The 17313-nt window shown below is 51.8% G+C and carries 18 protein-coding genes and 1 pseudogene; 10 read left to right on the forward strand and 9 right to left on the reverse strand.

Translation table 11 applies throughout. From position 1 onward, the window contains the following. Positions 1 to 12: 12 nt before the first annotated feature. Positions 13 to 291, forward strand: coding sequence for a hypothetical protein (locus COHPA_RS0109985; protein ID WP_027086037.1), 279 nt, complete (start codon positions 13 to 15; stop codon positions 289 to 291). A gap of 153 nt (positions 292 to 444) precedes the next feature. Next, entirely contained in the window at positions 445 to 1659 is a 1215-nt protein-coding gene (locus tag COHPA_RS0109990) for a WD40/YVTN/BNR-like repeat-containing protein (RefSeq protein ID WP_027086038.1), read from the forward strand. 46 nt (positions 1660 to 1705) lie between these two features. Here COHPA_RS0109990 and COHPA_RS24360 read toward each other — a convergent pair whose 3' ends face one another. The 3 genes from COHPA_RS24360 to COHPA_RS0110005 form a co-directional block, all read right to left on the reverse strand. Further along, positions 1706 to 2371: a hypothetical protein gene (locus COHPA_RS24360; protein WP_027086039.1), complete on the reverse strand. Its 666-nt coding sequence runs from the start codon at positions 2369 to 2371 to the stop codon at positions 1706 to 1708. Between the two features lie 634 nt (positions 2372 to 3005). Beyond that, on the reverse strand, positions 3006 to 4067 hold the full coding sequence (locus tag COHPA_RS0110000; protein WP_027086040.1) for an FUSC family protein: 1062 nt from the start codon (positions 4065 to 4067) through the stop codon (positions 3006 to 3008). Continuing rightward, positions 4064 to 5167: a DNA alkylation repair protein gene (locus COHPA_RS0110005; RefSeq protein ID WP_027086041.1), complete on the reverse strand. Its 1104-nt coding sequence runs from the start codon at positions 5165 to 5167 to the stop codon at positions 4064 to 4066. The genes COHPA_RS0110000 and COHPA_RS0110005 overlap by 4 nt, the downstream gene beginning before the upstream one ends. 142 nt (positions 5168 to 5309) lie before the next feature. Here COHPA_RS0110005 and COHPA_RS0110010 point away from each other — a divergent pair, with 142 nt between their 5' ends. After that, positions 5310 to 6224 carry a diacylglycerol/lipid kinase family protein gene (locus tag COHPA_RS0110010; RefSeq protein ID WP_027086042.1) on the forward strand — a complete coding sequence of 305 codons (915 nt, stop codon included), beginning with the start codon at positions 5310 to 5312 and terminating at the stop codon, positions 6222 to 6224. Here the strand turns inward: COHPA_RS0110010 and COHPA_RS24365 are convergent. Then, positions 6191 to 7948 (reverse strand): ATP-binding protein, encoded by a 1758-nt coding sequence (locus tag COHPA_RS24365; RefSeq protein WP_027086043.1) that lies wholly within the window; start codon positions 7946 to 7948, stop codon positions 6191 to 6193. The two genes, COHPA_RS0110010 and COHPA_RS24365, sit on opposite strands and share 34 nt — an antisense overlap. Positions 7949 to 8056: 108 nt before the next feature. Here COHPA_RS24365 and mscL point away from each other — a divergent pair, with 108 nt between their 5' ends. Next, entirely contained in the window at positions 8057 to 8566 is a 510-nt protein-coding gene (gene mscL, locus COHPA_RS0110020) for a large conductance mechanosensitive channel protein MscL (protein WP_027086044.1), read from the forward strand. After that, the gene (locus COHPA_RS0110025; RefSeq protein WP_027086045.1) at positions 8567 to 9199 is read left to right on the forward strand and encodes an NUDIX hydrolase; all 633 of its coding nucleotides are present in this window, start codon (positions 8567 to 8569) and stop codon (positions 9197 to 9199) included. It abuts the gene before it with no gap. Positions 9200 to 9224: 25 nt separating this feature from the next. Here the strand turns inward: COHPA_RS0110025 and COHPA_RS24370 are convergent, their stop codons facing one another. Then, positions 9225 to 10022, reverse strand: a complete 798-nt coding sequence (locus COHPA_RS24370; protein ID WP_027086046.1) for a hypothetical protein — start codon at positions 10020 to 10022, stop codon at positions 9225 to 9227. Positions 10023 to 10136: 114 nt separating this feature from the next. Here COHPA_RS24370 and COHPA_RS25545 point away from each other — a divergent pair, with 114 nt between their 5' ends. Beyond that, positions 10137 to 10304, forward strand: a complete 168-nt coding sequence (locus COHPA_RS25545; RefSeq protein ID WP_156926635.1) for a hypothetical protein — start codon at positions 10137 to 10139, stop codon at positions 10302 to 10304. Positions 10305 to 10476: 172 nt separating this feature from the next. Here the strand turns inward: COHPA_RS25545 and COHPA_RS24375 are convergent, their stop codons facing one another. The 3 genes from COHPA_RS24375 to COHPA_RS0110050 all read right to left on the reverse strand — a co-directional run bounded on the left by COHPA_RS24375 (position 10477) and on the right by COHPA_RS0110050 (position 12901). Next, positions 10477 to 11760 (reverse strand): fibronectin type III domain-containing protein, encoded by a 1284-nt coding sequence (locus COHPA_RS24375; protein ID WP_027086047.1) that lies wholly within the window; start codon positions 11758 to 11760, stop codon positions 10477 to 10479. Between the two features lie 161 nt (positions 11761 to 11921). Next, the gene (locus tag COHPA_RS24380) at positions 11922 to 12674 is read right to left on the reverse strand and encodes a C39 family peptidase (RefSeq protein WP_027086048.1); all 753 of its coding nucleotides are present in this window, start codon (positions 12672 to 12674) and stop codon (positions 11922 to 11924) included. After that, positions 12671 to 12901, reverse strand: coding sequence for a hypothetical protein (locus tag COHPA_RS0110050; protein ID WP_027086049.1), 231 nt, complete (start codon positions 12899 to 12901; stop codon positions 12671 to 12673). Before COHPA_RS0110050 ends, COHPA_RS24380 begins: the two co-directional genes overlap by 4 nt. Positions 12902 to 13314: 413 nt before the next feature. Between COHPA_RS0110050 and COHPA_RS26455 the strand changes: the two genes are divergently transcribed. The 4 genes and pseudogenes from COHPA_RS26455 (at position 13315) to COHPA_RS26080 (ending at position 15376) form a co-directional block, all read left to right on the forward strand. Next, a complete protein-coding gene (locus COHPA_RS26455; RefSeq protein ID WP_156926747.1) occupies positions 13315 to 13524 on the forward strand; it encodes an ImmA/IrrE family metallo-endopeptidase in 210 nt (69 codons plus the stop codon). Beyond that, complete coding sequence (locus COHPA_RS0110065; protein ID WP_027086051.1) at positions 13509 to 13871, forward strand: hypothetical protein; 363 nt, start codon at positions 13509 to 13511, stop codon at positions 13869 to 13871. The genes COHPA_RS26455 and COHPA_RS0110065 overlap by 16 nt, the downstream gene beginning before the upstream one ends. A 309-nt stretch (positions 13872 to 14180) precedes the next feature. After that, positions 14181 to 14327 (forward strand): annotated as a pseudogene (locus tag COHPA_RS26460) (tyrosine-type recombinase/integrase); the annotation flags it as partial. Between the two features lie 218 nt (positions 14328 to 14545). Then, positions 14546 to 15376 carry a site-specific integrase gene (locus COHPA_RS26080; RefSeq protein WP_027086052.1) on the forward strand — a complete coding sequence of 277 codons (831 nt, stop codon included), beginning with the start codon at positions 14546 to 14548 and terminating at the stop codon, positions 15374 to 15376. A 181-nt stretch (positions 15377 to 15557) separates the two neighbouring features. Here COHPA_RS26080 and COHPA_RS0110075 read toward each other — a convergent pair whose 3' ends face one another. Further along, a complete protein-coding gene (locus COHPA_RS0110075; protein ID WP_027086053.1) occupies positions 15558 to 17144 on the reverse strand; it encodes an SIR2 family protein in 1587 nt (528 codons plus the stop codon). Positions 17145 to 17313 lie beyond the last annotated feature (169 nt).

Here is a 17313-nt window from a genome sequence, read left to right on the forward strand (position 1 = left end):
GGGGCGTATACATTGGGTCAAGATAAGCGATTGCCGCCCTTCACGGGCGAAAAAGTCGAAGTCGACGGCGTTTACGAGAACGAATGGGGCGCCGAAGTCCATCTCAACCGAGGAGATACCTTTCCCTCCGACCTCATGGTGGGACAGACGGAATGGACGCTTACGGAGCTGAATATCGAGAACCACCACGACGGCCGAACCGACCCGAGACTCGTGCCCAAAGCGAACGATACGGACCAGCTAGGCAAGATCGACAGTCCGAGGCGCCAGATGGACCGCGGCAAGAAATAAGAGCGAGAACAGAATGCTGCTTGCGAAGCAACGATTCCTTTGCTTCGGGGCAGCTTTTATTTTTCGGATAATGGGCAAAAATGGGGTGAGACGGCCGGTAACCTTCGCGAAGCCTGCGCCGTCTAATCGTTATTCGAAAGGAAGTGGAACAACATGAAACTCCATAACAGACTGCTCTTGACGCTAGCCTCTCTCTTGATCGTAACCGCGCTATCCGGTTGCTTCGGCGGCGGCAACGAAACGTTAACCACGTCAACGACTCCGGCGGTTACGCCGAGCGCCGTTCCCGACGGGGCCGCATCCGCTCCGCCAAGCTACGAACAGCCAAGCAGCTCTCCGGTTGCCTCCGAGAGTCCGCCCCCATCATCGCCGGATTCGAGTCCTGGAGGCAAGTTCGGCAACGCAACCGCGATGCGGCTCGCCGATTTCATGTCCGGCTGGACCGGCGGCGAAGGTTGGATCGCGCGTACCGACGACGGCGGCAAGAGCTGGACGAAGCAATGGGAAGACGGCTCCACGGTCAAGCAGTTATTCGCTCTGAATAAGAACGAGGCATGGGCGAAGCTCGACACCGGCGTTCTGCTCCGAACGACGGACGGCGGACGCCAATGGACGAAATCCGGTACCGTGCCGAACGATAGCTTTCTTCATTTCGTCTCCGCGAACGAAGCGTTCAGCGGAGACGCGCATACGATCGACGGCGGCTTGTCGTGGGCGAAATATAAGCTTCCGGCGAATACCGTAGGGGACGCTTATTTCCATGATGCCAAGAACGGATGGGTTGTCGCGTTCAATGGCGGAAAGTTCAAATTCATGCGCACGATCGACGGCGGGAAGTCCTGGAACGCCGTATATTCCCGTTCGACCGTCGCTCCCGTTACGGGGACGGTCATCCGCTCGGTCGGACGCAATGACGCATGGATCGAGTTGATCGGCGATTCCGGCATGAGCCAGACTTCGTATTCGCTCTTCCTTACGATGAGCGCAGGGAAAACGTGGACTCCCGTACTCGCCAACAACCAAGCCGGCTCCGGTCCCGCTCCCGGCTACAAGATGGATGAAGATACGAAGGTGCCGCGTAATAACGGCACCAGCCCCGGCACGCTGAACGTCGTCAGCACGAAGGTGGCGTTCATGGGCGGCCGATGCAACGCTTGCGACAACGGCAACACGATGGGTAAGACGACGAACGGCGGGAAAACTTGGGTAAACCTGCCTGCCGAGTTTCCCGGCAACGGTCCTCAGCTCATCGGCGCCGAAGACGCCGACCGCATCTGGTGGATCAACACCGACGGCTCCCAGTCCTCCGTCCTCTACACGTCCTCCGACGGAGGCGTTACTTGGAGCAAGACATTTACGTTTGAGTGATGGTGGAGAGCGCCGCTATTCGAATCCGATTAGCGGCGCTTTTTCTTCATCCCCATCGTCTGCTTGAAACTAATTGGTATTGGTGAATTCGCTCCGTTCCCGAAGCCGCTTCGAGTAGATTCATGTTGATCAACGATTGCAATATCGTACGCGTAAATCTGTCTTTTTTGCCGAGCAACTGACAAGCGCCATCAATTGAGATCGGTGTAGCGGACCGAATCGAGGCACGCACAATTTCCCGTTGATAGATGTTCAAGCCGCGCATATATGGCTCTTCGTCACCATACCAACAAACAAGCATTCTGCGGATCGTATTTTGACACCCGATCGGATTATCTTTAAGTTTATCGACGGAAAATCGGAGAATGTTCCAGTCCGACAGAACAATTTCGTTCTGACGGTCCAGCCCCCGGGCAAATTGATCCCTGTCGATATCTCTAGCATGAGAACTAAAACTATCCGACTCGATTCCGGTCGGTCTTGGTAATCGGATCAAAGCCGTGTCAATGAAGTAACGATTTCCGTCGCTGCCGATGATTTCGTACTCCGGGTGTAAATGCTCAAGAGTGCCCAATACCGGCCATAAAACCTGTTCGATTAGGAACTTTTCTCCGAACCCATGACATTTTACCAATCTGCGTAATCTTTCCCCGCTCGCTGCAGCCTTGTGCTTTTCTAACCACGCCGTGTACGCTTTCTCGAAGTTACCCATCTAACATCGTCCTCCTTGGACAAAAAAATAACCGCCCAATCCCCAGTCGGGGAAAGGACGGTGTGCTTCACGCGTTTGATGTGAGTATATAAGTATTTTCTGTTTATTGCAACATTTATTGGCATCTGGTGCCGCTATTCCGCTCGCTCTCGCGGTTGCGCCTCATTAGCGGCATCTGGTGCCGCTATTCCGTCAACTCTCGCTGTCGCGCCCCATTAGCGGCTTCTGGTGCCGCTATTCCGCTCGCACTCGCGGTCGCGCCCCATTAGCGGCATCTGGTGCCGCTATTCCGCTCGCTCTCGCTGTCGCGCCCCATTAGCGGCTTCTGGTGCCGCTATTCCGCTCGCACTCGCGGTCGCGCCCCATTAGCGGCATATGGTGCCGCTAATCAGCTTGCCCTCGCTATCGAGCCCCATTAGCGGCATCTGGTGCCGCTAATCAGCTTGCCCTCGCTATCGAGCCCCATTAGCGGCATCTGGTGCCGCTATTCCGCTCGCTCTCGCTATCGAGCCCCATTAGCGGCATCTGGTGCCGCTATTCCGCTCGCTCTCGCTGTCGCGCCTCATTAGCGGCATCTGGTGCCGCTATTCCGCTCGCTCTCGCTGTCGCGCCTCATTAGCGGCACCACATGCCGCTATTCCGCCCTAACGGTTATGTCGGAAGCGTGACCTCTCTCCTCCCGCTGGAGCCACTGCTCCATCAGCTTGTCCAACCGTCGCAGCTGCTGCTCGTAGGAGAAGACGGCGGAAGTGATGACGAGCAGCTTGGCGCGGGACGTCGGGTCGCTCTCATCGCGGTCTACGATCATCTCGGACAACAACATCGACACTTCCTCGGGCGGCGCCGCGGCATGCGAGCCGGGCTTCATCTTGCCCTGCCACTTCCACATGAGCTGCTCATGGTAACCGCACAGCGATTCGATCTGGCGATCGATGATCCGGTTCCACGCTTGAGCCGTCGAGACGCTGAAGTAAATCTCCTCTACGGCGTCGAGCAGGGAGACGCCCTTCTCCAAAGCGGCAATCATGCCTTGATAGACGATAAGCAGCCGCGCTCGCTGAAGCCGAACCTCTCGCCGCCATACCCGTTCTTCCGCGAACAAAGCATAGAACTCCTCGAGCTTGCGCAACATTCCGCGAATCCGCTTGTATTCGTCCTGAAACACGGTTTCCTTCAGTTCATTGGAGATGGCGGTGCGAAGCAACCGGGACAACAGCGCCTCCGCTTCTTGAACCCGGTTTACGAACCGGTTGCGGTGCCTCGGCGGAGCAACCGCGACGTTGACGACGAACGCCGATACGATGCCCGTCAGGATCGCGGCCAACCGATCGAACGCCAGCAGCCAGCTTTCTCCTTGCGCCTCCATCACGACGACTACGGTGACGAGCGTAAGGCCGATCGCATCTTCTTTCACCCGCAGCCGCAGGCATAACAGAATGACGCCGATACAGACACCGCCGACCAATATCGGGGAATTGCCCACCGACCAGACGGCGACGATCGCGATCGCGGCGCCCATCATATTGCCTTGCAGTTGATCGAGCAATTGCACCCACGAACGATAGATAGACGGTTGAATCGTAAAAATAGCGGCGATCGCGGCGATAAGAGGAGTGTCCAGCTTGACCAGCATCCCGACCCATAACGCTACGGCGACGGCAAGTCCGGTTTTGAGCACTCTTGCACCGATCGTCATGGCGCCAGCTCTCCGGCGGTTAATAGCATAACCTCGGCGTCGGCCAACTCTTGCCCGTTCACGACGAGCGCAAGCTTGTGCAGCCCCGGATAATGCTTCCTCGTAGACAAGTCCGCGTACGAGAAGCTGCGCCCGCCCTCCTGCAGCGAGCCTCCGCCGACGACTTTCTCGCTAAGCTTGAACAGCTTGCGATAAGACTTTCCCGTCGTACGGACGAAATAAGCCGCCAATTCGATTCGAAGCTTGACCGGCTCGCCCTGAGGAACTCTTATCGCATAACGGAACCGAACCGAATCGCCGATCGCGACCTCGTTCGGCGTAACCGTCCAGCTCTCGACCGTTACGCCTGTCGGCGGCGCCATGCCGAACAAGGCCATGATTTCCGGATGAGCCGCTTTCAGCAGACCGCGGCAGCCGTGGCGCAGCACCCGGTCCGTGCGCTCGTTATCGCCGATCCACGCCTTCGCGATCTCGACGACGCGCTCGGGATGATCTTTGGATATATCGTTCAAGTTATTCGCGACGCTCCGGCGAACGTAATCCGACGAATCCGCTTTGAGCTTCTCCAAGATCGGAATAATCGGTTCCGGGTCGCGCTTTAACGCGGGGAGCGCATCCGCCCATGGCAACCGCGGGCGGCAGCCCTCGCTGGCGAGCCGTCGCACGTGCTCGTCGGAATCGTCGGCCCATGCAAGCATTTGCGCGAGCATGCGATCTTGATTCCTCTTCACGAAAGGCCTGACCGCGAACTCCGAGGTTGACGTACTCGTGAATTTCGCCAGCGCAAGGACGGAACGCTCCCAGTCCTTTAAACCGTACACCTCCACGAAATCCGGGAAGAAAATATACGGCAGCCCTCCGCACGTGTCGTATATCGCAAGCAGAATATCAAGCGCTTTCTCGTAATCGGGCGGTAACGTCGTCCCAAGGCTTAACGTTATTCTGCGCATTCTGCCTTTGAGCTCGAGCTCGTCCCAACCTGGGCCCAACACGGCTTCGATGAACGCTTGCTTATCGAACGAAGGATATGCGCCTTTCACCTTATCGGCGAAGGATTGTATGAATGCCTCATGATAGATCGCCTTAAGCGGCTCGGCCACGATCGTTCCTCCTTGATGAACCCTCATCACTTACATGGTTAATTATAGCATGTCCCGCGAACAGCTTAACTTGATCTTCCCATCCCCTCGGAACTCCCTTTATAATGAGCTCACACCCGCATAACCGAGGAGACGTGACCCCTTGATTCTGTTCGTCGTGAACATGAATTCCGGCAACGGCCGAGGCGCCAAAGTATGGCGGCAAGTAGAACAGCGATTACAGGCACGGGGTACAACCTACAGGGCCGTATTATCGAGCAACGGACAAGATGCTTACGAGCGAACCGCAGCGCAATTAAGCGACACCGAATGGAAAGCGATTGCGGTCGTCGGAGGCGACGGCACGCTGCACGGCCTTCTTCCGCTGCTCGTAGGCACCGGCATTCCGGTCGGCATCATTCCCGCCGGTTCCGGCAACGATACGTCGCGCGCTTTCCGTATTCCGCGAGATCCGATTCAGGCGCTGGACATTATCGTGTCCGGTCGGACCCGATTAACCGATGCGATCGCGTCGACTTCCGGCCTCGAGACGCAAGTCACGATAACGGCGATCGCCGTCGGAATGGACGGGGCGGTCGCGGCCGACGTGAACGGCTCGCGCTACAAACGCTGGTGCAACAGGCTGGGCATCGGTTCCCTGGCCTATCTCATCGGATTCGTCCGCGGGCTCGCGAAGTTCTCTCCTTCCGACATGACGATAACGGTTGACGGCACCGTTCATCGGTTCCGGCGCGGATGGCTGTCCGCCGTCGCGAACATCGCTTCCTACGGAGGCGGGCTGCGCATATGCCCGGATGCGCGATTCGACGACGGACAATTGCACGTGTGCGTCGTCCACGGCTGCAGCCTATGGCGCATCCTGTTCGTATTCCCGACGATTCTAAAAGGCGCCCACGTTAAGCTGCGTAACGTTACGCTGCTTAAGGGGCGCCAGGTGACGATCGAGCCGAGCGGACGATTCCTCGCTTACGGCGACGGAGAGCCCTCCGGAGCAACCCCGCTTCAAGCGGAGCTGCTGCCGGGTCAACTCGTCTTCTTGACGACGTTCTCCGGATAGCGGAACGGGAACGTGATTTCGAATACCGTTCCTTTGCCGATTTCGCTGTTGACGTTGATTTGGCCTTGATGATTATCGACGATCTTATAGCTCACCATCAGGCCGAGGCCGGTCCCCTTCTCCTTCGTCGTGTAGAAAGGCTGCCCGATCTTGGCCAGTTGGTCTTCCCCGAAGCCGGGTCCCTCGTCGCGAATGCGCACGCAGATGCTGTCGTTCTCCCGGTACAGCTTGATCCGGATCGATCCCCCGTCTATCATCGCCTCTATGGCGTTTTTGATCACGTTAATGAACACTTGCTTCACTTGATTTTCCACGCCGTAAATCCATAGCGGGTCCGTGCCGTACTCCGCCTCGATCGCGATATTGTGCAGAATGGCCTGCGTCTCGAGCAGCGTCACCGTATCGCGCATCATCACCCGCAAATCCTGATAAGAGAGATCGTATACCTGAGGCTTGGACAGCATGAGCAGCTCGCTGACGATGTCTTCGATGCGATCCAGCTCCGAATTCATGATGTCGTAGTAGGTGCTGTTGTTTTTGCGCCCCGACGCGATGAGCTGCAGGAAACCTTTGAGAGACGTCAGCGGATTGCGGATTTCGTGCGCGATTCCCGCTGCCAATTGGCCGGCGACGTACAGCTTCTCGGAGTTGATCAGCAGCTCCTCGTTCTTCTTCCGCTCGGATATATCCCGGATGATTACCTGCACCGCGGGCTCGTTCTCGATCGTCGTTATCGTCTCTACGATCTCGGTATGGAGCGTTTTCCCGTTCAACGTATACCACTCTTGCTCGAGCGGCTTGCCGCCTCCCGTGACAACCAGGTTATTCAGCCGTTCCTTCACCTTGATATGGTCGCGAACCGGTAGGAACGCATAGATCGACTTGCCTACCAAGTCGTTGCTCTGGTCCGCCTCGAACATCCTCAGCCCCGCTTCGTTCACGAACGCCCAATGCCCGCCTTTGAAGATCGCGATCGTATCCAGGGAGTTCTCGACGAGCAGACGGTAACGTTCGTCCATCTGGCCTAGCCGTTTATCGATGTACCACGTAAAATGCGTCGACAGCAAAATAAGCAAAGCTCCGATTCCGATAATAATCGCAAGAAGAGAAATGTCCGCATTAAGCTTGTCTTCCGTGTAAAACTGGGAATACTCGATTTGCATCCCCTTATTGCCGAACCATTGAACGACGATGGCGGAAGTACCAAGAATAATACTGGATAACCATTTAAGCTTCTTATTGTTGATTTCGGATAGGAGGAATGCCACGTAAGTGCCCGAGAACAGCGCCAGCAGCGACAGAATCAAGTAGGACGGCTGGGCCGAAAGCTTCTGGATCGGTTGCCCGAAAATCGTGAAATAACTCATGAACGCGATGCCGGTCGCCAAGATCAGGCTGCCTAGCTGCAAGCGGTAAGCGACAACCCCCTGGAACGTCAGCAAGACGAAAGTCATCAACGAGAAAAAAATAATAAAAAACAGCGCGACGAGCATCGTCCAGTCAAAGTATAGCGTCTGTTCGAGCGCCAGCAGCATGACGAAGTGTTTCGCCCATATCCCGATGCCGAAAACGAACGCGCCGCCTGCCAGCCAGAACTGGCGAAATCCGCCGCTCGTACGTTTGAGATTGCCAATAAAGTTGAACATCGTATAAGATGCGAGTATGCTGATCAACAGTGCCAGCAGCAAAAAAAAGACAGGACCGACCGCGCCTGTACCGTACATAATACACTCCTTCGCCTGGCAAGACATCGTTCTCCATTATGTATTACCATTCGACGATGAGCTCCAAAATCCTTTTCCAAAAATAAGCTTATACAGGAGGGTCCTCCCATGTTTAAATCCATGTTAGGCGAATTCAGAACGTTCGCGATGCGCGGCAACGTCGTCGACTTGGCCGTCGGCGTCATTATCGGCGCGGCGTTCGGCAAAATCGTCACTTCGCTCGTCAACGACATCGTTATGCCCCCGATCGGGAAGCTGCTCGGAGGCGTCGACTTCGCGGATTTGTTCATTAACCTTGACACTAGCAAGACGTTCGAGAACGGCGTGCAGCCGAAAACGCTCGCGGAAGCCAACGAACTCGGCGCGGCCGTCATCGCCTACGGCCAGTTCATCAACGTGGTGCTCGATTTCGTCATCGTGGCTTTCTGCGTGTTCCTGCTCGTCAAATTCATTAACCGGTTGGCGCGGAAGAAAAATGCCGAGGAGCCTGCAGCCGCAGAGCCGACTACGCGGGAATGTCCGTACTGCCTGTCCGAAATCCCGATTGCGGCAAGACGGTGCTCGCATTGCACGTCCGACGTAACGGAAGACGGACAGGCTGCCGGGGCGCGCGCATAGATGACGGGCGAAATTCTCGATATTTACGACGAGAATGACCGGTGGATCGGCACAGCCGCGCGCGAAGCTGTTCATGCGCACGGCTACTGGCACCGCACTTTTCATTGCTGGCTGGCACGGCCGGGAGAGAACGGCGAGGCGATCGTCCTCTTCCAACAAAGATCCGCGGACAAGGACACGAATCCGAGTTGTTTCGATATTACGGTCGCGGGACATCTCGCGGCCGGAGAATCGCCGAAAGACGCCGTCAGGGAACTCGAAGAGGAGATCGGCCTTAAGGTCGGTTTCGAGCAGCTCGCGTATTTGATTACGTTCAAAGAGGATCACGAAGGCGTCCATCACGGCAAACGAATAATCGATCGGGAAATCAGCGGCGTGTTCGGGTATTTCGCCCAGTGGGAGCTCGCGCAGTTCCGGCTGCAAGAGGTAGAAGTGGCGGGCATATACGAGGCATCGGCTCGCGATCTGATCGCGCTGATGGAGGGCTCAGTGGATGAGCTTCGCGCAAGAGGCGCAGTCTCGCGCGACGGTCGGCTTAGCCCGAGCGAAACGACGGTGACCAAGGCCGCGTTCGTCCCTCGGGATTCCGGCTATTACATCGATGTGTTCAAGCGCTTGCGCGAGTTGGCTTAGCCGGAAGGAATGCTCCTCGTTGCATCTATAGACGGATCGACTGCCATTGCAGACGGCCGTCTTTTATTTTGCCCGTTCGCCAGCTTCCGTCTACCGGGTCGCGGAATACGACCTCCAGCTTGCCGTCTCCGTCGACGTCCCATACGCGAAGCGGTCGTCCGTCTCCGAACCGGCCGTAAGCTCGGCTTTCGCCGATCGCCGACCATTCCAGCATCGTTACGGGGGAACGGTTAATCGAATCGCCCGATTGCACTTGGCCGAGCCACCAGGTATCGTCCGATTCCCTGTATAACAGCACCTCGTTATCGGCCGAGTCGAACGGGCCGCACCAGTACGCCATCCCGTCTCGGAACCTGCCAAGCCCTTCCCAGTTCTGATACCAGCGATCGATCATCCCGTGCCAATTATAAAATTCCGTATGGCGCGGCGCCAAATCGAAATCGTTAAGCTCGGGGTTACGGTAGAGCAGCGCGGCCTGTTCATGGATGCACCCGTGGATGCCGGACGATTCGATGAACCTGCCGAGCTCGTCTGCGCTCGCGAACGACTGCGGCTCGTAGAGAATGCGGGCTTCGGCAGCCCGGTTGTAGCAGGGGGACATCCGAATCGCCTCGGGCACGCTCGCCCACGGCTCCAATAAATTCGAAGGATATCCGTTCCGGCCATACCAAGATAGCACCCTCCTGATATACCCGCGATGGAAGTTCAGGAACGCCAGTCCGTAACCGGCCGGCGGCCGGTTGATATCGATGTCGTGATGCTCGTGATGCCATCGCTTATGCTCCTCCAGCAAATCGCTTGGGAAATTCGGGATCATCGGCACGGCAACCGCTCCTTAAGACAGCATATTGCCACTAATATATGCGGCCTCTTAAAAGCCAATGATAAGAATATACGTTATAATAGATAACATTAACTTTCTTACGCGAGGTGTCCCATGAAACAAAATCCGCACGCATTATCCATCTTCGGCCTGATGCTTGTCATCTTCGGTATCATCGACATACTAATGGTGAACGTTCCCGTAGGCATCGTGGTGCTGGTTCTCGGTCTCGTAATCGGATACGCGGGACTGAACCGAGCCAAACAGGCGAAGAAGAAATAACCGCAGAGCGCCCCGGGTCAGCGACCGAAATGCGACCCGAGGCCTCGAATTTGCTTCTGTAACTCGATGCCGCCGCGCTATTTCGTGCATCCCCGTCACTTTAGAATTTCACCAAAGGTTACAACAAGCAAACAAAAAAAAACCGAGAGCCGAAGCCCCCGGGCTGATCCTTTTATTCTTCAACAGCTACATCGTACTCATCCACATCGAACGATAGGATTTTATCGAAGATCACATATTCGGTGCGTGCTTTAAACGGCCCCTTGTTCCACGTCTTTGTAAATGCGAATTTAGAAGGACCTGATCCGGCGTCCTTAGCATCGTACCATGAGATGAAGGCATTTAGCTCAGCACTCGAGAGGTCATATTCCTTTATTTGTCCACCGGCGATATAAATCGTGAGTATTGCTCGGCCATAATCAGGTACTTCGAGTTTAGCAGAGGCTTCGTTAGATAGTTGGCTAACTACGCCTTGATTTACGGAGATGACTACATAGTAATAAGTTATTCCCTGAACTATATCAAAATCCTCGAGAGAAGTTCCAGTTACATCACTTACAATGGTATTATATGGGCCACCAGCAACTGTAGATCTGCTTACCTGATAATACGTCGCTTCCGTAACAGAATCCCAATGTAAATTAATTGATTGTTTTTCATTATCTCCAGTAGCAGTTAAGTTTGTAGGAGCATTCGGCGCATTTACTGTTGCTGTTGCTGAAGCTTCATTAGAAATTGGGCTAGTACCTTCATTGTTCTTACCAACAACAACATAATAATAAGTTGTCCCATTAATTACATTGGAGTCAATATAACTAGTAGAGGTCACATTATCCGCTACAACTTCATATGGGCCTCCAGCAGTTGTGCTTCGCTGAATAGTGTAAGAACGAGCATCCGTAGAATTCCAGTTTAATGATACTAATTCGTTACCTGCTGAGGCAGATAACTCTGGGCTTATCGGCGCTACATCGCGATAAACATCCCATTCTAATACTGTTTGTGCAGCAGTATGGTTATTCCAAATCGCTACTTTCCTTACTCCCGTTAATCTCTGGGGTAACTCATATACGCCATCGTTACTTGTGAACGTTGTTAAATTGTATTTTGCTAACTCGGTGGCGTTTGCACCATAAAATACGATTGCGAAAGATTGATTTGTATATCCAGCAATAATAATTTTGAAACTATCAATAGATTGAACACTTGAGAAATCATAGGTAATAGTATCTTTAATGCTCGTATCGGAAACTCCCTTTGCTAAAGATGTCCCTGTTGCGAGGTTATTATCAGTTACCGCAGTCGTAGTAGTAATATAGTTGGTATGACTCGATCCAACCTGCACTGTTTTTCCACTCAATAATGATACTTGATTAGCACTAGCAAACGCAGGGAAAAGCGACACGCATAAAGAAACTAGCAAAAAAAACCCTAACAACCGTTTGATCTTGTTCATTAAAAATAATCTCCTTTTCTCAAAGTAACATTTACTATACAGGTTCAAACGAGGAACTATCAGACTGAAATTCTACAATTTTATACATTATACTTGAGGGTTAAAAGGAAAATGTCGGGAAATAGCTAAACCCGAGAGCCGAAACCCTCGGTCAGTAATCCCTATCTCCTCGCTCGAAGCCCGATCGTCAGCACACGCCAGTCCTCCGCCGTAAATTGCGGCTCATGAATCAATCCGCCAAGGTCAGCGCTGCCGAACTCCTTAACAAACCAGTCCGGAGCGTCTACCTTCTCTTCCAACTTGACCACACGAGCGGCCAGTTCGTAGAATGCTTGCTTCTCTTCCTTGGTCATAGGTTGATCCTCCTCAGATAGATAAGTAAAAATCCAATATGACCGCGCTTCGCTAACAAATACAGATTCCTTCGCGCTCACGAAGCCGTCGTTCTTCTTGCCCTCAATAATCAACCCATCCCGCTTGTAATTGTCGTTGTCGTGGTTAGGATCCATTACGTCGATCAGACCGCCATGAGCTCCGGTAAGCACGATGAAGTGGCCGGAACGGGTGAAATGTCCGCCGCCCTTCATCGATGCGATCAAGAGCGCTCCGGTGGCGAGTGCCTTCTTGGTATCATCCAGCTTACAGACCTGTCTACACGTCAGTCCGTAAGCCTTGGCAATGTCAGCAAACAGACTCCATGCCGTACCGCTGTCGGCCGTTCGATGACCGTGGTCGACCGCGAACTTCGCTGCTTCTGGCGGCAGCAGCGTCCGTCCGGTCAACGAGCTGAACACCATTGCAAACGACGTCGGCCCGCATCCAGCGAGCCCGATCGTCTGCTTGGGATCGCGGATGACGCTGTACATCGTATTCCGCCAACGCGGATCTTCTTGGCTGTAATAGACGAGATTCATCCCTTGCCGCCTCCCCGGTTTTTGGTATAGCTGTACGCGCCGGCAGCTGTCAGACCGATCGTTGATATCTTGATAAGAGTAACCTGCCACGACTCCGGCGCTAGAACGAATACAGCGGCCACCGCGAGGGCGACCGCTGCGCTATGCTTATTTGGCATGCCATAACCCTTTGCTACCCCGACAAAAGCCGCCACAATGGCGGCCAGCGTCAATATTTCATTGTCCATTATGACGATAATCCTCCTCTGATAACGAAAGCGACCCGAGGTTCAATTCATTATGCGCGCCAAGGAAGAAATGTCCCCGAAAGCATACGCCAAGTTTTTAAAGCATATCGAAGTCGCGAAATCCGCCTACGTTGAGGACGACGAGGACTAAGGAGTGATTGCTTGAAGCTACCGAAACTGACGAGTCCCCGATACGGACCCATTAATCGAGCAGTCACTTCAGTCTTGAAGGAACTAGGCAACCCAGAACCTCCGATCATGATCGACAAGTACATCCGTAAGCGAAATGGCCAGTCTTGTACAAAGAACTCGACGGCCCGGACGGTTATACGATCAAGATCATTGAGGAGCGCAACACGAAATTCGTTATTTTCCTCTCAACCGATTCGGATTCTAACTATGACGAACATACGATGAGGCGCCGGCAGAACTTTACCCGTGCCCATGAACTAGGGCATATCCTCCTTCACGGTCAATTCGATTTGAATAGTCCTTCAGATATGACTCTGATTGACGAACGAACAGCGGCCATCATGGAACGGGAAGCGAATATGTTCGCGAGTCGACTACTTATGCCGACGTATATATTCAGGAAGGTTTCACTGACTTGCTTCCAAACGTAATTGTTGAACGGTGCGATGTAAACATGACTGCTGCTAATATCCGAGTACGAAACCTTACCCCAAATATACGCGACAGTTTAATCCAATCGGCTCGGCTCGATCAGTGGCCTCCAATTGAGGTATTCGAACTTCCTGACCCGCCTAAGGAGGCTCGTTATGCCAGCTGGGAGGCTTATGGGGAGTATGTTGCAAGTAAAGAAATTGCCGCCAACAATGAGCCTGGCGTCGCTAATCGAAGTGCTTGGGATTTGGTGAATGATCCGAAGTATATGCGGATGTATGAGGTGCTGAGAGCGAAGAACGAGGTAATGATTGATAAGTGGCGATGGAAGCTTGGCTATGAATGATGACCGGTGCAGAATCTCCAGCCTATGGGGAACTTGATAAGCCTTAGCGGGCTTTTCTTTTTCACACACAACAGAACATACATTCTAATTCTTTAGGGAGATATCCATGAGGGTCACATTGCTAAGAAGGGCAACCGCTATTACATCGTCGTCCGGATCGAGGACGAGTTGACCGGCAAAAGCAAACCAAAGTGGATACCTGGTGGGAACGATCTAAAGAGGGATGCGGAGAAGGCGTTACCTGGTATATTACAATCATTACAACAGGGGCCGTATGTCGCACCGTCGGACGAGCCGCTAAGCGACTATATGCTTCGCTGGCTGGAAAAGAAGAAAACGTCCGTTCGGCCGGCAACATGGAGTTCGTATAATTGGTTGATCAAATCGCACTTGATTCCGAATATGGGCAAGACGATCCTGCCGAAGCTTAAGCGCGACCACTTTCACGAGCAATACCATAAGAAGTTGCTGCCGGCGCTGGCCGTTGCGTCGATCAAGAAGCTTCACGTTCTTGTCGTTACTGCACTGAATGAAGCACGACTCGAAGGACAAATAAAACTCAACCCAGCTGAAGGCGTTGAGCTGCCACGGGGCAGAAGCCGAAGTTTGAAGTATGGAACGAAGAGCAGCTCGAGCTCTTCATTGAAGAAGCTAAGGAAGATCAATACTTTGAAGTGTTCGAACTGGCCGCGTCCACCGGCATGCGTAAGTCTGAGATCCTTGGCATGCCACGTACCGACGTATTCCTGGATACGGCCATTATGTCCGTTAGACAGGCGTATACGAAGGGTGAGGACGGCTACGAGATCGACGACACGAAGAATAACTCAAGCGTTCGCCCTGTGCCGCTGTTCGATGATACAGTCGAATACCTTCGCACCCATCTTGCCGAGCAGGAGAAAGAACGCGCGAAGGAAGGATACAACGATCACGGCCTGCTCTTCCAGACGAGCACCGGCACGCCGATCTATCAGCGTAACCTCATGCGTAATTACTACAGGATCATCCGACGGGTGATGAATCAGCAGGAGAAGCTGAAGGCAGCCGGCAAGCCATACGTCGAGTTCAAGCCGATCCGCTTCCACGACCTCCGGCATACGCACGCTACTATCCTGCTTAAAAACGGTGTCCATCCTAAAGTCGTCCAAGAACGGCTCGGTCATTCATCAATACAAGTAACTCTAAATACCTATTCGCACGTTATCCCCAACCTGCAGGAATCAATTCTAAAGTCGATCGGGACTTCCATCACCGGGAGCAAGGGAACATCTGCTAAACTCCCCAACGTGTCGGAGAAAACTGCGGAGCCGATTGTCGGCGTAGACTATGACAGTGGCGACCTAAAGACATATCGTGGCATTACGATCGATTGGGAAGGAAAGCAATCGCGCATCAGCACCGGGGACTTTTACCGTGATCTCGGATATGTCCAGGCAGAGTATTCGCCGTTCAAAATGGCTCCGTCGTTTGAAAAATTTATGATGGAGAAGAAGCAAAAGAAGTAAAAACAAAAAGCCTTGGTGCACGTTCACCGAGGCTTCTTTGTATATCAAGCATTGGTACCTAATGTTATCTCCAAGCAACAATTTTATTGTCAGCCCGTGAATATGGTGTTATAATTAAGCCAATAACAATAGTGGTAACAAAGAGGTTAGTGGCAACTCCCAGTGGGTTCGGCGCTAACCTCTATTTATTTGTCAGGAAGTCGTAAATCATTAACAACCTTCGAAATGGCGTCAATAAACTTCTAAGGCCATCTGCTTTGCACACCTCTAATTTCCCCTTCAAATACTGTCCAATCTCCTCCGTATTTATTCTTAAGCTGTTATAAGAAATTATTTCGTATTCCTTATATGGTTGATGCCCCTGAGCAACTATCTCAGCGATCGTCCTTGCTCTTATTTTGTACGTCTCCGAAATTGAACGGATACAAGAGTCTGGCGAAGCGTAACGTTCTATCCGTTGTTTCAATTTTTCTTTTTCAGTCGAATGCAGACTTGTACTATCTATATCGACGCCTTCTACATGCTTAAGAAACGGAATCCGTGATGTCGCTGCTTGGCTTGCAATAAATCTTAAAGCGATCTCTGTATGTATAGTCTTCCCACCAAAGAAGTAATCATAAACATAAGTTAAAAGGTCCGGCATTTGGAAAATATATGTTGTTTCACCTAGTGCCACAACTAATTTTTCATCACCAATTCTACGTTCAATATCTTCGAGCCCTTCCGGTGAAAGGAGTAACGTATTCAAGCTACCACTTTTCCCGCGATTTACAATTAATTTCTTAATTACATGCTGATACTTACGAACCTCTGCAGGATGAACGCCTTGATCAATTTCTGTCAGAATACTGCAAAGCAATTCATAATTATCAGTTTTAAGCACTGTATACTCACAGCCAAGGTCCTTATCATAGAATGTTTGTTCAACAATGTCTCGCTGGCCTTCTTCACGTTCAACAATGATAATTTTTGACGCCATCTTTTTTATCTCATCAGGTGTCATTGACGATGAAAAATCGCGAATAATTTTTCGAACGTTCCCGTCTGTTAGAGAATATCCCAGGAAAATTATTGGTGAATGTATAAGCATCGTAATTATTTTTGCACTTATTAATATTGAATTTTTTTCAAAACGATCATAATCAGGTTTAGAAATTACGATTGATGAGGGCTCTTCGACGCAACCGTGGATCTTGTATATCTCGGACCAACCAACAGTCGGCTCAAAGAATCCTTTTTGACCAATATATTTTTTCATTCCGCCGTTCGTATCACTATTCACCGAATCTTCAATAAAAGTATCATAATTAGTGGTGATGACGATTTGCGTTTTATTAATGAATGCTTTGAAGAGTTTATACTCTTCAGTCATACCCTGCTTAATTTGATATAAGGAGAATCTGTTCGAAAGAGCTACTTTAAAAGGCGACCATCTTGTTTTGTACGCTTTCTCTTGATCAAATCCAGGAATCACTGTCTCTTCACGGAAAAACTTTTCGTTATAAAGAACTTCAATTTCAGAGCCCGCTGCGATATTTGTTTGGTAATCAAGATCATATTCCGAAATGATCCCACGTTCTTCGATTTCTCTTCTAAGGTTATTTAAGAAACCATAAAAATCTTTACTGGTATTTAAATCATCCCAAAACTCTTTAAGCAGCTCATTCCAACCAGGAAACCCGCTTAAATACCTTCTCGAAATACCCGATCCGATGAATACGATCGGATATTCATTTTTTTCTTTCAATATCCGCAGAGCATTACTCATTTAAGTTCCCCTCACAACGGCCGTTTTCTATCTTACATTCGACAGTTTATGGGAATCTCCTGTTTATCATTAGGATACGAATAAAGTAGAACTATACCCAAACATCGAATATAACACGCTTTAGTTGACTAAAGGTTAGAAGAAAGTTAGAAGATCACGCGTTAGAACA

Origin of the sequence: Cohnella panacarvi Gsoil 349 (genome assembly GCF_000515335.1) — a bacterium.
Lineage (GTDB): Bacteria > Bacillota > Bacilli > Paenibacillales > Paenibacillaceae > Cohnella > Cohnella panacarvi.